This is a genomic window from Rhodococcus aetherivorans, from assembly GCF_025722975.1.
Lineage (GTDB): Bacteria > Actinomycetota > Actinomycetes > Mycobacteriales > Mycobacteriaceae > Rhodococcus > Rhodococcus aetherivorans.
Map to the genome: position 1 here is coordinate 3633230 of NZ_CP106982.1, position 14302 is coordinate 3647531.

Below are 14302 nucleotides of genomic sequence, written 5' to 3' on the forward strand. Positions count from 1 at the left end.
AGAGCACGATGTGCGGTGTGTGTGGGGAGATGCGCTTCGACGGGGCTCCCCCGGACGTGGCCGCGGTCGGGCGGATGACCGACGCCATGAGCGCCCGGGGCCCCGATGCGGCCGGCCTCCACGCGCGCGGATCGGTGGCGTTCGGGCATCGGCGGCTGACGATCATCGACCTGTCGGCGCGCGGCAGCCAGCCGATGATCGACAGTGAGCTCGGGTTGGCACTGGTCTTCAACGGGTGCATCTACAACTACCGGGAGCTGCGCTCGGAACTGGAGGGGGCCGGCTACCGGTTCTTCTCGACGGCGGACAGCGAGGTGGTGCTCAAGAGCTTCCACCGTTGGGGCGCGGAATGCGTGCAGCACTTCAAGGGCATGTTCGCATTCGCCGTGCACGACACCGACACCGGCGCGGTGACCCTGGCCCGCGACCGGCTCGGCATCAAGCCGCTCTATCTGGCGGAGGGCCCGGGACGGTTGCGCTTCGCCTCCACCGTGCCGGCGTTGCTCCGCGCCGGCGAGGTCGACACCACCGTCGATCGCGTCGCGCTGCACCACTACCTGAGCTTCCACTCGGTGGTGCCCGCACCGCACACGATGCTGCGGGGGATCCGGAAGCTGCCGCCGGCGACCGTGCGGGTGATCGAGCCCGACGGTGGCAGCACCGAGCACCGCTATTGGGAGCCCGCATTCACGCGGGACCCCGCGCGGACGACGTGGACGGCCGTGGATTGGCAGGAAGCACTGCTGGATTCGCTGCGGACCGCGGTGAGCCGGCGAATGGTCGCCGACGTGCCGGTGGGGGTGCTGCTCTCGGGAGGCATCGACTCGAGCCTGGTCGTGGCGTTGCTCGCGGAGCAGGGCCAGCGAGACCTGGCCACGTTCAGCATCGGATTCGATCCGGCCGGTGGCGAATCCGGGGACGAGTATGTCTACTCCGATCTCGTGGCGCGGAGGTTCGGCACCGTCCATCACAAGATCCACATCGACTCGTCCCGGCTGTTGCCGGCGGTGCCGAAGACCGTGGCGGCGATGAGCGAGCCGATGGTCAGCCACGACTGCGTGGCGTTCTACCTGCTGTCGGAGGAGGTGAGCAAGTCGGTGAAGGTGGTGCAGTCCGGGCAGGGCGCCGACGAGATCCTCGCCGGCTACGACTGGTATCCGCCGCTGACGGAGGTGGCCCGGGAACGGTCCGCCGAGGCGTACGCGAAGGTGTTCGCCGACCGTACCCACGCCGACATCGTCGCGCTGCTCGACCCTCGGTACTCCCTCGATCACGACGCGAGTGGCGAGTTCCTGGCCGAGCAGCACGCCGCGGCGGGGGCGGCGACGGCGGTCGATGCGGCGCTGCGTCTCGACACGACGGTCATGCTGATCGAAGACCCGGTCAAGCGGGTCGACACGATGACGATGGCGTGGGGCCTCGAGGGGCGGGTGCCGTTCCTCGACCACGACTTCGTCGAACTGGCCGCGACCTGCCCGCCCGAACTGAAGCTGGCCTCCGGCGGCAAGGGCGTCCTCAAGGAGGCGAGCCGCAAGCACCTGCCGGCGGAGATCATCGACCGGACCAAGGGCTACTTCCCGGTGCCGGGCATCCGGCACCTCGACGGGGACGTACTGACCCTGGTGCGCGATGCGTTGCACAGCCGGAGCGCCCGCGACCGCGGGCTGTACCGGCCCGAAGCACTCGACGCGCTGCTCGCCGACCCGAACCGGCATCGCACCACCCTCGGGGCGAACGCCCTGTGGCAGGTGGCCCTGCTGGAAATGTGGCTCCAGGAAATGGAACAGCTGTGAGCGGCGAGACGGAGACGACCCCGGTGGCGCGAACACCGGATGCCGCGACGACCGCCGCGGCGGCACAGCCGCGCCACATCCGCTTCACGTCGGGTGCGTCGGTCGCGCCGGACGGCACGGCGATCGCTCATCTCGTCGACGACGGCGGCTATCCCCGTGCGGTGCAGCGGTTCCTGTCCGGCCGCGCCACGAGCGCGGCGCGGTGGGTCGAGTTGCCGGTGGACGGGCCGGTCACCCGGATCATGCACTCGGCGGACGGCCGTTGGCTGGCGTGCGAGGTGGCGCCCGACGCCGGTACGCGCACCCAGGTATGGGTGGTGAGCACCGACCCCGACGACCGCGGCGCCCGCCGCCTCGGGTCGGCCGGGGACTCGTCGACGGAACTCGTCGGGTGGGACGGGAACCGGGTGGCGACGGTCGCCACCGACGAGGAGGGGGTGGCGGAATCCCGGCTGGTGGACCCGCACACCCAGGACACCGTGGTGCTCGATCGCCGCGTCGGCGGTCACCTCGTCGACGCGTGGTCGGGGTCGGCGCTGCTGCGGGTCGGTCCGCGCGGCCACCGGGAGTTGCTGCTGCTGCACGAGGACGGCACGCGGATTGCGCTGCTACCCAACGACGTCGGTTCCACCACGGACGCCGGGGTCATTCTCGACGACCATCGGCTGCTCGGCATGGTGGACCAGCTTCGTTCGCCGTGGGCGTCCAGCGACGGCGAACCGGAGAGATATCTGCGTTCGCTGGTGCGCAGCGACAACGGCGCGGAGTTCGCGCGGCTGCTGGGCGTGGCGGTGTCGTCGGAGGGCGTGTCGTACCGGGTGCTGGCCGAGCGGGAGGACGGCGATCTCGACGAGTTCGCCGTGAGCGACGACCACAGCACGGTAGCCCTGCTGTGGAACCACAAGGGTCTGAGCCAGCTGCAGATCCTGCACCTGGCGGACGGCTCGCTCGACGACCCTCTCGGGTTGCCCGGACTGGTGGCGTCCGAACTGAGCATCAGCGCGGACGGCTCGCTGCTGGCGGTGACCGTGCAGGGTCCCGGAATGCCGCCTTCGGTGGAGATCGTCGATCCGCGGACCGGGGAGTGGGGCCCCGCGGAGGCCGCGCGGACCCGGATGGACGACGACGATCTGCCGACGCTGCTCGAGTTCCCGGCAGGGGACGGGACGCCGCTCTCGGGTTGGCTGTATCGGGCGCAGGGCGGCGGCCCGGGCCCGGTGCTGCTGTACTTCCATGGCGGACCGGAAGCCCAGGAACGGCCCGGATACAGCGACTACTACCCGGCGATCGTGGCGGCGGGATTCACGGTCTTCGGGACGAACGTGCGCGGGTCCGGCGGTTTCGGGCGGACGTTCATGCACGCCGACGACCGCTACGGGCGGTTCGCCGGGATCGACGACGTGGCCGACTGCGTGCAGTACCTCGTCGACCACGGCATCGCCGATCCCGCCCGGGTGGCGTGCGCGGGCAGATCGTACGGCGGCTACCTGACGCTGGCATCGCTGACCTTCCACGCCGAGTTGTTCGCCGCCGGGATAGCGATCTGCGGGATGAGCGACCTCGAGAGTTTCTACGCCAACACCGAGCCGTGGATCGCGGCGGCGGCCTACCCCAAGTACGGGCATCCGGTGCACGACCGGGAACTGCTGCGCGAGCTCTCCCCCATCCACCGGATCGCGGAACTGCAGGCACCCCTGCTCGTGGTGCACGGGGCGCACGACACCAACGTGCCGGTCAGCGAGTCGGAGCAGATCGTCGCCGCGGTACGGGACCGGGGTGGGATCGCCGAGTTCCTCCTGTTCGACGACGAGGGCCACGACATCGTCAAACGCGAGAACAGGGACGTGCTCGCCGAGGCCATGGTGAACTGGCTGACGAGCCGGCTCGGTACGGCCGGCCCGTAGATGTCACCGAACCGACGGAGTTCTCGACGGATGACGATCGACCACGACCGCCTCGTCGCCTGGCGACGGGACCTGCATGCCCACCCGGAGCTGTCGTTCGCGGAGTTCCGGACCACCGCCCTGGTGCGCGATCAGCTCGTCTCGCTCGGGCTGGACCCGGTGACGCTGCCCGGCGGCACCGGCCTGTGGTGCGACGTCGGCCCGGACACCACCGGATGCATCGGGTTGCGGGCCGACCTCGACGCGTTGCCGCTGACCGAGACCACCGGGTTGCCGTACGCGTCGACCGTGCAGGGCGTGTGTCACGCGTGCGGGCACGACGCCCACACCGCGATGCTGCTGGAGGCGGCCACCGTGCTCGCGGCGGATCCGCCCCCGCAGCGGGTGCGGTTGATCTTCCAGCCCGGCGAGGAGACCACCCCCGGTGGTGCCCTCGAGGTCGTCGCCGCGGGTGGCCTCGCCGGGGTGTCCCGGATCTTCGCCCTGCACTGCGCCCCCCAGCTCGAGGCGGGCAAGCTCGCCACCCGCGCCGGGCCGATCACCTCGTCCGGGGCCGTTCTCACGGTGCGGTTGTCCTCCCCCGGCGGCCACTCGGCCCGCCCGCACCTGACCGGCGACCTGATCCACGCGGCGGGCGTGCTGGTGACCGGGTTGGCGTCGGTGCTCGATCGGCGCCTCGACGCCCGCACCGCCACCGTGCTGACATGGGGCCGGATCCACGCCGGCCACGTCGGCAACGCCATCCCCGAGTCCGGTGAACTGGTGGGCACGCTGCGCAGCGCGTCCCATCGGACGTGGGCGACGGTCGAGCCGCTGGTGCGGCGCAGCGTCGCGGAACTGCTCGCGCCCTACGCGGTGGACCACGAACTGGACTACGTGCAGGGCGTGCCGCCGGTGGTCAACGACGCCGAGGCAACCGCCGAGATGCTCGCCGCGATCGAGTCCGTGGTGGGCCTCGAGAATCTGGCCGAGGCGGGACAGTCCAGCGGCGGCGAGGACTTCGCGTGGTATCTCGAGAACGTCCCGGGAGCCATGGCTCGATTGGGAGTCTGGGACGGGACGAGTCCGCGACACGATCTCCACAAGCCCGACTTCGAACTGGACGAACGAGCCCTGGTGTACGGGGCGCGCACCCTGCTGGCCCTCGCCTACGGAGGCAAGTACGAACCTCGTACGCCTGACGCGAGCGAATGAACCATGCTGTCGGACTGATCGAGTGAGCGATACATTCGCTCGGGGGAAGCGCCCGCGCGGCGCCGTCACCGGTGGCGACGGACGGGTCCGGCCCGGATGGGCGGATCCGCCGCGGGGGGCGGGTCCGAGCGACGCACGGTCACCCGGACGGTCCGCGCGGAGGGCCGGGGGGCCGTGTCGGCACGGCGCCGGTCGTACTCCGCGCGGCGGTGCGGATCGCGCAGGACGGCGTAGGCCGCGACGATCCTGCGCAGCTGCTCGTCCGGATCCGGACCGAAAGGGACATCCGGGCTGCGGAGGTCGGGGTGGTGCTCGCGGAGCTTGCGGCGGAAGGCCGCGGTGATCTCCGCCTGCCCGGCAGACCCGGGCACGCCCAGCACGGCGTAGAGATCGGGTTCCCTGCCGGACACGGCCCCGCCCTTCTCTTCCGTTGTCGACGCCCGAACGGCGTGACGGCGCGTGACAGGAGCGAACGCCCGGCCACCCGCCGCGTGGATGGGTACGAACGGCGGGTGGCCGGGCGTCGGCGATGATCGGGTGCGGCCCGCACTGTGTGTGCCGAATACCGGCGGTGCGCTGCCCGGTCACCGGCTCCGGGCCGGTGCCCCGCCCAGCGCCTCGTGGCTGCCGTCCGGGCGGGCGGCACGCACGTCAACGCCTGGCGACTCTGCTGCGATGTCGTATCACCGTCCTTTCGCTACTACGTGGCTTCGGCGGGCCGATCCGGTACGGACCGGAGGAGAGCGCTGCGTGGCAACCACTTCCCCCGGAGCCCGCGTCCCGGCTCGACCCGGCGGTCCCGCGGTGCGCGCCGCGCCCCGCGGACGACGGACCGCGGCGGTCCGGCACCTCGGGTCCGCCCCCGGTCGTCGCGGCCGGGGCCACTCGAGCATCTCCAGCTCGAGATCGAGCAGGAGCAGCTCGAGGTCCACGCCGTCGACGGTGGGCGGCTGCCCGACGGGCGGTTCGGCAATCAGGTCGAGTTCGTCCATGGTCGTCTCCCGGGGACACGCCTCGGACGGATCAGCCGTCGATCGCCTTCTTGTCGCCTACCGCGATCTCGATCTTGCGCGGCTTGGCCTTCTCCGCGACCGGGATCGTCAGCCTCAGCACGCCGGCGTCGTACGTCGCCTCGATGTTGTCGGTGTCGAGGTTCTCGCCGAGGAACAGCTGCCGGCTGAACACACCGCGCGGGCGCTCGGCCGCCACCATCTCCTGACTCTGGTCGCGTGCCGGCCGCTCTGCGTGCACCGTCAGCACGTTCCGTTCGACGTCGAGGTCGAGCGAATCCTCGGCGACGCCGGGCAGATCGAACTCGACGACGAACTTGTCGCCCTCACGCCAGGCGTCCATGGGCATCACCGCGGGACGGGCCGCCGTGCCGAGAACCTGCTGCGCGAAGCGGTCGAGCTCGCGGAACGGATCGGTGCGCATCAACATCGTTTCCACCTCCACAGACTCTCTTCGTGCCGGTTGAGGAGAGCGGTCGATCTATGCTGGCCGCTACACCTTTCTTGTACCACTCACAACACAGCGGGGCAAGGAATTGTTCCCGGAAACCCCTCGAATTCCGCGCGGACGGACGACAATCCGCCTCGCAAAACCTCCCGCGCGCGGCCGGTGCCGGTTACGCTCGACCTACCGCATGATGCCGCGGTCGTTCCGGGGTGCCGTCTCAGGCCGAGCGGAGCGCCCGGCGCCGCAGCGACATCGCCGCCCCCGGGAGGCGCAAGGAGGCACCATGGTTGTCACCGAGACGAAGGCCGTTCGCCCGTATCCGCCGCGGTATGCGCCCAAGGGCTCGACGTTCTACAAGCTGGTCACGACGACCGACCCGAAGATGCTCGGGCTGATGTACATCGTGACCTCGTTCGCCTTCTTCCTGATCGGCGGGCTGATGGCCCTGCTGATCCGCAGCGAACTCGCCGTCCCGGGCATGCAGTTCCTGTCCAACGAGCAGTACAACCAGCTGTTCACCATGCACGGCGGCATCATGCTGCTGATGTACGCGACCCCGATCGTGTTCGGGTTCGCGAACTACATCCTGCCGCTGCAGATCGGCGCGCCCGACGTCGCGTTCCCCCGGCTGAACGCGTTCAGTTACTGGCTGTACCTGTTCGGCGCCTCCGTCGTGGCCTTCTCCCTCGTCACCCCGGGCGGCGCCCCGGACTTCGGGTGGACCTCCTACGTTCCGCTCGCGGACGACCTGCACAGCCCCGGTGTCGGCGGAAACCTGTGGTTCGCCGGTCTGGCCGTCGCCGGTCTCGGCACCATCCTCGGCGGGGTCAACATGATCACCACGGTCGTGTGCCTGCGTGCCCCCGGTATGACGATGTTCCGGATGCCGATCTTCACCTGGAACATCTTCATCACGATGATTCTGATCCTGCTGATCTTCCCGCTGCTGACCGCCGCGTTCATGGGAGTGCTGGTCGATCGCGTGCTCGGCGGCAACATCTACGACCCGGCCAACGGCGGGGTGATGCTCTACCAGCACCTGTTCTGGTTCTTCGGCCACCCCGAGGTGTATGTCATCGCGCTGCCGTTCTTCGGCATCATCTCCGAGGTCATTCCGGTGTTCTCGCGTAAGCCGATCTTCGGCTACACCGGCCTGGTCTACGCGACCCTGGCGATCGGCGCCCTGTCGATGGCCGTGTGGGCGCATCACATGTACGCCACCGGCGCCGTGCTGCTGCCGTACTTCTCGTTCATGACGTTCCTGATCGCGGTGCCCACCGGCGTGAAGTTCTTCAACTGGATCGGCACCATGTGGCGGGGGCAGGTGACGTTCGAGACCCCGATGCTGTTCGCGGTCGGCTTCATCATCACCTTCCTCTTCGGCGGCCTGACCGGCGTGGTCCTCGCCAGCCCGCCGCTGGACTTCCACGTCCACGACTCCTACTTCGTCGTCGCGCACTTCCACTACGTGCTCTTCGGCACCATCGTGTTCGCCACCTACTCGGGCATCTACTTCTGGTTCCCGAAGATGACCGGGCGGCTGATGGACGAGCGCCTCGGCAAGTGGCACTTCTGGCTGACCTTCCTCGGCTTCCACACCACATTCCTGGTGCAGCACTGGCTGGGCAACGAGGGCATGCCGCGCCGCTACGCCGACTACCTGCCGTCGGACGGGTTCACCACCCTCAACACCATCTCGACGATCGGTGCCTTCACCCTCGGCGTGTCGACCCTGCCGTTCCTGTGGAACGTGTTCAAGAGCTACCGGTACGGGCAGGTGGTGATCGTCGACGACCCGTGGGGTTACGGCAACTCCCTCGAGTGGGCCACCACCTGCCCGCCGCCGCGGCACAACTTCTACGAGCTGCCGCGCATCCGCTCCGAGCGCCCGGCGTTCGAGCTGCACTACCCGCACATGGTGGAGACCATGCGGGCGGAGGCGCACGTCGGCGTCGGCCGGCGCCACGCCGCCGAGGTGGCCGAGGAGCCCCACGTCCGGGACACCGCCGAGCGGACACCGCCGAGCACCTGATTCGGACGGATCGGTGTAATCGGGCTCCCGCCGGGGTATCTGGAGCGCACGCCCCTCACGGCGGCGGGCATTCGAGAACCACTTCGGCGGGAGGCCTGGTGTCCACTGACGCGATCGTGTTGTTGAAGGAAGACCACAAGGAGATCCGGAAGCTGTTCCGCGAGTTCCGCGGAGCGGACGACGGCGACGAGAAGGGCCGGATCGTCGGCCGGATCATCGAACTGCTGACGGTGCACACCTACATCGAGAACGAGGGCATGTACCCCGAGGTGCGCGCGCTGCTGCCCGACCTCGAATCGGACATCCTCGAATCGTTCGAGGAGCACCACGTCGCGGACGTCCTCGTGACGGAGCTGGCCGGGATGAAACCCGACGCCGAGCGGTTCGACGCGAAGACGACCGTCCTCATCGAGAACGTCGAGCACCACATCGAGGAGGAGGAAGAGGAGTGGTTCCCGAGGGTGCGGGAGGCACTCGGCCGTAAGCAGCTACAGGAGATCGGGGCGCGGATGCTCGAGCTGAAGGAGAAGGCCCCGCACTCCCCCGCGCAGCCCTCGGCCCTGAAGAAGACGATCGACGCCGTCGTGAGCTGACGCGTCGCCGGACCGGTTCCGGTCCGGCCCACGAAGGCCGGGGGTGCAGAGTTGCTCTGCACCCCCGGCTACTACGTTCCGGCAGTGTCGAGGAAACCGCTCCGCGCGGACGCGTCGGATGCCCCGCGTCCCGAGCGGCTGCCGCGGTATGCGTCGCGGCGGAACGGCACGAGCCAGCGCGGCCACAGCTCGACGGCCGCCGGGTGGTTGAGCACCGGATCGAACGACGGCTGGGCCTCGTCGGAGGCGGGCACCGCGGACTCGAGCGTGACGCGGCCGGCCGGCACGAGCGGCCCACGGGCCGAGGCCACGTGCAACGAGAACAGCAACGGGACGCCGTGCCGGGCCAGTTCCAGGACGGACGTCGAGGACGGCTGGTCGCCCTCCGGGAACGCGAAGATCCACCGCGGCGCGAGGTCGACATTCGTGCGATAGGCCATCAGGGAGCCGTACCGCGCGGTCGACCAGCCCCGGGCCGGCAGCAGGACCGCCCTGGTGGGCACGTGCAGGGTGGCGAGCAGGATGTCCCACGGGCCGTCCTCGAGGGAGAACCGCAACGCCAGACCCAGGATGTCGGGCACGCCGTCGGGCGTGCCCACGGCGCCGGACAGCCGCGCGGTGACCGGCACCCGCGCCGGTGCCGGAACCGGCCACCACCGCGAATCCAGTTCCGCGACGCCCCGGAAGAGCACCCCACGTGGATGGAACACCCGCGCCCCGCGCAGCGCGGAGGCGGCTCGGAACGGCCCGGAGAACACCGAGTGCAGCGAGATCATGCGCCCCGCATACCCGGGGTACCCACAGCCCAATCGGTCCGCGCTCACTCGACGAGCGAGGCCACCTCGTGGTCGGTGAGCGTGGTCTGCGGCACGCGCCCGGCGTCACGGGCCAGCAGCACCGCCCGGTACAGCGGCCGCTGCTCGAGCCCGGCGTCGCGGGCCTCCGCCCGCAGCTGCTCCACCAGCACCGACGACATCGCGGCGGCCGAGGCCAGCTCGCTCGCCGCCAGCGCGTCGGCGAGTCGGCGCAACGCCAGTACGTCGAGCTCCCGGCAGCCGCCGTTCGCGTACAACGCCAGCGGAACCGACACGAGCCGATCCCCGTCGTTGAGCCGCAACACCACCTGACTCACCCGCAGCGCCGACACCACCAGCTCGACCCCGGCGAGGTTGCGCAGCTCCACCCGCCGGGTGCGCAGCGCCCCCTTCGCGGTGACCGTGGTGCCGTCGATCCAGCGGTGCCGGCGCAGCACCGCCAGGGCGCCCACCGCGGGCGGCACCCCGACGAGCACACCGAACACGACCGCAACCAGCGGGCTGGACACCAGGTACACCAGCAGACCGGCCACCACGCCGATCAGGAGGGAGAACACCGCGACTCTCCCGGCGCGGGGCGCGAGCACCCGCGCGGGGATCAGGTCCAGACGGGTCGGCGCGGGACGGGCCGACGGGTCAGGTGCGGGCAACGACGTCCCCGACCCGGGCGACCACGTCGTCGAGCGGCACGGTGTGCTGTTCGCCGGTGCGCAGGTCCTTGACGACGATCTCGCCGGCCTCGAGTTCGCGCTCCCCCAGCACGAGCGCGACCACGGCACCGGAACGGTCGGCGGCCTTCATCGCGCCCTTGACGCCGCGACCGCCGTACGCCAGGTCCACGCGGATGCCGGCGGCGCGCAGCCGGTGGGCGATCGGCACCAGCGTCGACTTGGCGGCCTCGCCCATCGGCACGCAGAACACCTCGCAGCGGGCGGGGCTGCCCGCGGTCCTGCCCTCGGCGGCGAGCGCGAGGACCGTGCGGTCGACGCCGAGCCCGAAGCCGATACCGGAGAGCGGCTGGCCGCCGAGCTGCGCCATCAGGCCGTCGTAGCGGCCGCCGCCACCGATCCCGGACTGGGCGCCGAGCCCGTCGTGGACGAATTCGAACGTCGTCTTCGTGTAATAGTCGAGGCCGCGCACCATGCGCGGGTTGATCGTGTACGGCACGCCGAGCGCGTCGAGATGCGAGAGCACCTCGTCGAAGTGCGCCTTGGCCGTGTCGGAAAGGTGGTCGAGCATGAGCGGCGCGTCGGCCGTCATCTCCCGCACGTGGGGGCGTTTGTCGTCGAGCACCCGCAACGGGTTGATCTCGGCGCGGCGGCGGGTCTCCTCGTCCAGGTCCAGCTTGAACAGGAACTGCTGCAACAACTCCCGGTACTGCGGGCGGCACGTCTCGTCGCCGAGGGACGTGATCTCGAGGCGGAACCCCTCGAGGCCCAGGCTGCGGAATCCGGCGTCGGCGACGGCGATGACCTCGGCGTCGAGGGCCGGATCGTCGACGCCGATCGCCTCGACGCCCACCTGCTGCAGCTGGCGGTACCGGCCGGCCTGGGGGCGCTCGTACCGGAAGAACGGGCCCGAGTAGCTCAGCTTGACGGGCAGCTGGCCACGGTCGAGGCCGTGCTCGATCACCGCCCGCATCACACCCGCGGTGCCCTCCGGGCGCAGCGTGACGGACCGGTCGCCGCGATCGGCGAACGTGTACATCTCTTTGCTGACGACGTCGGTGGACTCGCCGACGCCGCGCGCGAACAGTCCGGTGTCCTCGAAGATCGGCAGCTCGATGTGCCCGTAGCCGGCCAGCCGCGCCGCGCGGGTCAGCCCGTCGCGCACGGCGACGAACTCCGCGGACTGCGGGGGGACGTAATCGGGTACACCCTTGGGCGCCGAGAACGTGGAGGGCTTGCTCAACTGTCGCTGCTTTCTCTCGTCGGTGGATCGGAGGCCGGGCCGGCCCGGGGCCGGGGTCAGCGGGAGCCGGCCAGCCCCACCAGGAACGGGTTCGACACCCGCTCCTGGCCGATGGTGCTGGACGGGCCGTGGCCGGGCAGGATCGCGGTGGCGTCGTCGCGCACGAGCAGTTTCGCCGCGATCGACGCGAGCAGCTGTTCGTGGTTGCCACCCGGCAGGTCGGTGCGGCCGATCGACCCCTGGAACAGGGTGTCGCCGGTGAGGGCGATCTCGACGTCGCCGCCGTCGGGGGTCGTCGCGTGGGTGCGCAGCACCACCGAGCCCTGGGTGTGCCCCGGGGTGTGATCGACGGCGAACCGGATGCCGGCGTGCTCGATCTCGTCCCCGTCGGCCAGTTCGATCACGGTCCGCGGCTCGGCGAATTCGGCGCCCTCGAGGAACGGCTTCAACGTCGGGCCGATGCCGCGCCCGGGATCGGTCAGCATGTAGCGGTCGTCCGGATGGATATAGGCCGGGATGTCGTAGCGGTCGGCGACGGCCTGCGCCGACCAGATGTGGTCGAGGTGCCCGTGGGTGAGCAGCACCGCGCGCGGCGTCAGTCCGGACCGGGTGAGAAAGTCGGCGAGGGGCTCGGCGGCATCCTGCCCGGGGTCGACGACGACGCATTCCTTCGCGTCGTCCTGCGCGAGGATGTAGCAGTTGGTCTGGAACATCCCGGCGGGGAATCCGGTGACGAGCACGGGCATCGCTCCTACGGTGTGGGCCTTCGCGTGGCCCCTACAGCCTAGGCCGGGCTCCCCGTCGCCCGGTTCTCAGGTTGGGGTGGCAGACTCGATCCGGCTCGAGCCGGGTTCCAGCGGCGACGCTGGGACCGGCAACGACGATCGGTTACGGGAGGACTACTGCAGTGCCGAGCAACGCACAGCGGCGCCAGGCCGCCAAACGCAAACTCGAGCGGCAACTCGAACGGCGGGCACAGCGGGCGCGCAAGCGCCGCCAGCTGACCATCGGTCTGTCGGCGCTCGGTGTGGCCGCGGTCGTCGCGGCGGGCGTCGGCATCTGGGTGCTCGGCCGCGGCGGCGACGACGCCGCCTCCACCGCGGCGTCGGAGACGACCGACCCGGCGCAGACCGAGTTCGCGGTGCTGCCCGCGGGCCGGTCGGAACCGCTGCCCGAATCGGTGAACTGTGCGTACCCGCCCGGCGGCGAACCGGCCAGGCCGGTGCAGCCGCCGCGCACCGACGGCATCCTCACCACCGGCGAGGGCAATACCGACATCAGCGTCAGTGTGGAGACCACCCAGGGCAACATCGGCCTGGTCCTGCACAACGACACCTCCCCGTGCACGGTCAACAACTTCCTGTCCCTGGCGTCGCAGGGGTACTTCGACGACACCGCCTGCCACCGCCTGACCACGTCCGACTCGCTCGCCGTGCTGCAGTGCGGCGACCCGACCGGCACCGGCGCCGGCGGCCCCGGCTACCAGTTCGCCAACGAGTTCCCCACCGACCAGTACGCGCCCGAGGATCCGGCGGCCACGCAGCCGCTGACGTACCCGCGCGGCACCGTCGCGATGGCCAACGCCGGCGCCGGCACCAACGGCAGCCAGTTCTTCCTCGTGTACGGCGACTCGATCCTGCCGCCGCAGTACACCGTGTTCGGCACCATCGACGAGACCGGCCTGGCGACCCTCGACACGGTCGCCGCCGCCGGGGTCGAGGGCGGCGGCCAGGACGGCGCGCCGGCCCAGCCGATCTCCCTGACCAGTGTGAGGATGGACTGATGACCCGTACCCGATCCGGCGCTGCCCGGGCCGCCGTGGCCGGGGTCGGTGTGGCGCTGCTGCTCACCGCCTGCTCCGGCGACCCGGACGACGGGTCCGCGACGTCCACGTCGAGCACCGCGGCCTCGGCACCGACGTCCGCACCGTCGCTGTCCGACTTCCCGGCCCTGCCCGCCCAGCGGGCCGAGCCGCTGCCCGATACGGTGAGCTGCGCGTACCCGTCCGACGGGCGACCGGCCGCGAAGCCGGTGCAGCCGCCGCGCGCCGAGGCCGTCCCCACCACCGACACCGACGTCACCGTGGCGACCACCCAGGGCGACATCGGGCTGGCCCTGCGGGGCGAGCTGTCCCCGTGCACCGTCGGCAGCTTCCTGTCGCTGGCCTCCCAGGGGTATTTCGACGACACCGACTGCCACCGGTTGACGACCGACCCGACGCTGTCGGTGCTGCAGTGCGGCGACCCCACCGCCACGGGTACCGGCGGACCGGGCTACGAGTTCGCCAACGAGTTCCCCACCGACCAGTACGCGGCCGGAGATCCGCAGGCGCAGAATCCGATGATCTACCCACGGGGCACGCTCGCGATGGCCAATGCCGGTCCCGGCACGAACGGCAGCCAGTTCTTCCTGGTCTACGGCGATTCGATCCTGCCGCCGCAGTACACCGTGTTCGGCACCATCGACGAGACCGGCCTGGCGACCCTCGACGAGATCGCCGCGGCCGGGGTGGACGGCGGCGGACCCGACGGACCACCGGCGGCGCCGACGACGCTGACCGCCGTCCGCACGGACTGATCCGGCGCGTCTCCCAACGCCCCGC

Annotated in this window: 13 protein-coding genes; 7 read left to right on the forward strand and 6 right to left on the reverse strand. The window is 70.7% G+C overall.

Annotated elements, in window-relative coordinates:
* Positions 1-8 precede the first annotated feature (8 nt).
* From OCS65_RS16325 to OCS65_RS16335, 3 genes are read left to right on the forward strand one after another with little or no spacing between them, the layout of a single operon-like run.
* Positions 9-1793: an N-acetylglutaminylglutamine amidotransferase gene (locus OCS65_RS16325; protein ID WP_043798243.1), complete on the forward strand. Its 1785-nt coding sequence runs from the start codon at positions 9-11 to the stop codon at positions 1791-1793.
* The gene (locus OCS65_RS16330; RefSeq protein ID WP_263507297.1) at positions 1790-3697 is read left to right on the forward strand and encodes an alpha/beta hydrolase family protein; all 1908 of its coding nucleotides are present in this window, start codon (positions 1790-1792) and stop codon (positions 3695-3697) included. The genes OCS65_RS16325 and OCS65_RS16330 overlap by 4 nt, the downstream gene beginning before the upstream one ends.
* Positions 3698-3727: 30 nt before the next feature.
* Positions 3728-4891: an amidohydrolase gene (locus OCS65_RS16335; protein ID WP_065922605.1), complete on the forward strand. Its 1164-nt coding sequence runs from the start codon at positions 3728-3730 to the stop codon at positions 4889-4891.
* A 65-nt stretch (positions 4892-4956) separates the two neighbouring features.
* Here OCS65_RS16335 and OCS65_RS16340 read toward each other — a convergent pair whose 3' ends face one another.
* Positions 4957-5301: a J domain-containing protein gene (locus tag OCS65_RS16340; RefSeq protein WP_029543500.1), complete on the reverse strand. Its 345-nt coding sequence runs from the start codon at positions 5299-5301 to the stop codon at positions 4957-4959.
* 613 nt (positions 5302-5914) lie between these two features.
* Complete coding sequence (locus OCS65_RS16345) at positions 5915-6331, reverse strand: Hsp20/alpha crystallin family protein (protein ID WP_029543498.1); 417 nt, start codon at positions 6329-6331, stop codon at positions 5915-5917.
* A gap of 301 nt (positions 6332-6632) precedes the next feature.
* Here OCS65_RS16345 and ctaD point away from each other — a divergent pair, with 301 nt between their 5' ends.
* Both ctaD and OCS65_RS16355 read left to right on the forward strand, forming a co-directional pair.
* Positions 6633-8381, forward strand: a complete 1749-nt coding sequence (gene ctaD / locus OCS65_RS16350) for an aa3-type cytochrome oxidase subunit I (RefSeq protein ID WP_029543495.1) — start codon at positions 6633-6635, stop codon at positions 8379-8381.
* Between the two features lie 98 nt (positions 8382-8479).
* Positions 8480-8974 carry a hemerythrin domain-containing protein gene (locus OCS65_RS16355; RefSeq protein ID WP_043798129.1) on the forward strand — a complete coding sequence of 165 codons (495 nt, stop codon included), beginning with the start codon at positions 8480-8482 and terminating at the stop codon, positions 8972-8974.
* 71 nt (positions 8975-9045) lie between these two features.
* On the opposite strand, the gene OCS65_RS16360 is transcribed toward OCS65_RS16355, so the two are convergent.
* Genes OCS65_RS16360 through OCS65_RS16375 form a run of 4 tightly spaced genes read right to left on the reverse strand, consistent with a single transcriptional unit; the run spans position 9046 to position 12440 of the window.
* Positions 9046-9750: a catalase family protein gene (locus OCS65_RS16360; RefSeq protein WP_006940995.1), complete on the reverse strand. Its 705-nt coding sequence runs from the start codon at positions 9748-9750 to the stop codon at positions 9046-9048.
* Positions 9751-9794: 44 nt separating this feature from the next.
* On the reverse strand, positions 9795-10439 hold the full coding sequence (locus tag OCS65_RS16365; protein ID WP_373566475.1) for a hypothetical protein: 645 nt from the start codon (positions 10437-10439) through the stop codon (positions 9795-9797).
* Positions 10426-11700, reverse strand: a complete 1275-nt coding sequence (gene hisS / locus OCS65_RS16370; RefSeq protein WP_006940998.1) for a histidine--tRNA ligase — start codon at positions 11698-11700, stop codon at positions 10426-10428. Before hisS ends, OCS65_RS16365 begins: the two co-directional genes overlap by 14 nt.
* A 56-nt stretch (positions 11701-11756) precedes the next feature.
* Positions 11757-12440 (reverse strand): MBL fold metallo-hydrolase, encoded by a 684-nt coding sequence (locus tag OCS65_RS16375; RefSeq protein ID WP_029543491.1) that lies wholly within the window; start codon positions 12438-12440, stop codon positions 11757-11759.
* A gap of 167 nt (positions 12441-12607) precedes the next feature.
* Between OCS65_RS16375 and OCS65_RS16380 the strand changes: the two genes are divergently transcribed.
* Complete coding sequence (locus OCS65_RS16380; RefSeq protein ID WP_029543489.1) at positions 12608-13483, forward strand: peptidylprolyl isomerase; 876 nt, start codon at positions 12608-12610, stop codon at positions 13481-13483.
* Positions 13483-14277 carry a peptidylprolyl isomerase gene (locus OCS65_RS16385; RefSeq protein ID WP_043798141.1) on the forward strand — a complete coding sequence of 265 codons (795 nt, stop codon included), beginning with the start codon at positions 13483-13485 and terminating at the stop codon, positions 14275-14277. Before OCS65_RS16380 ends, OCS65_RS16385 begins: the two co-directional genes overlap by 1 nt.
* Positions 14278-14302: the final 25 nt, after the last annotated feature.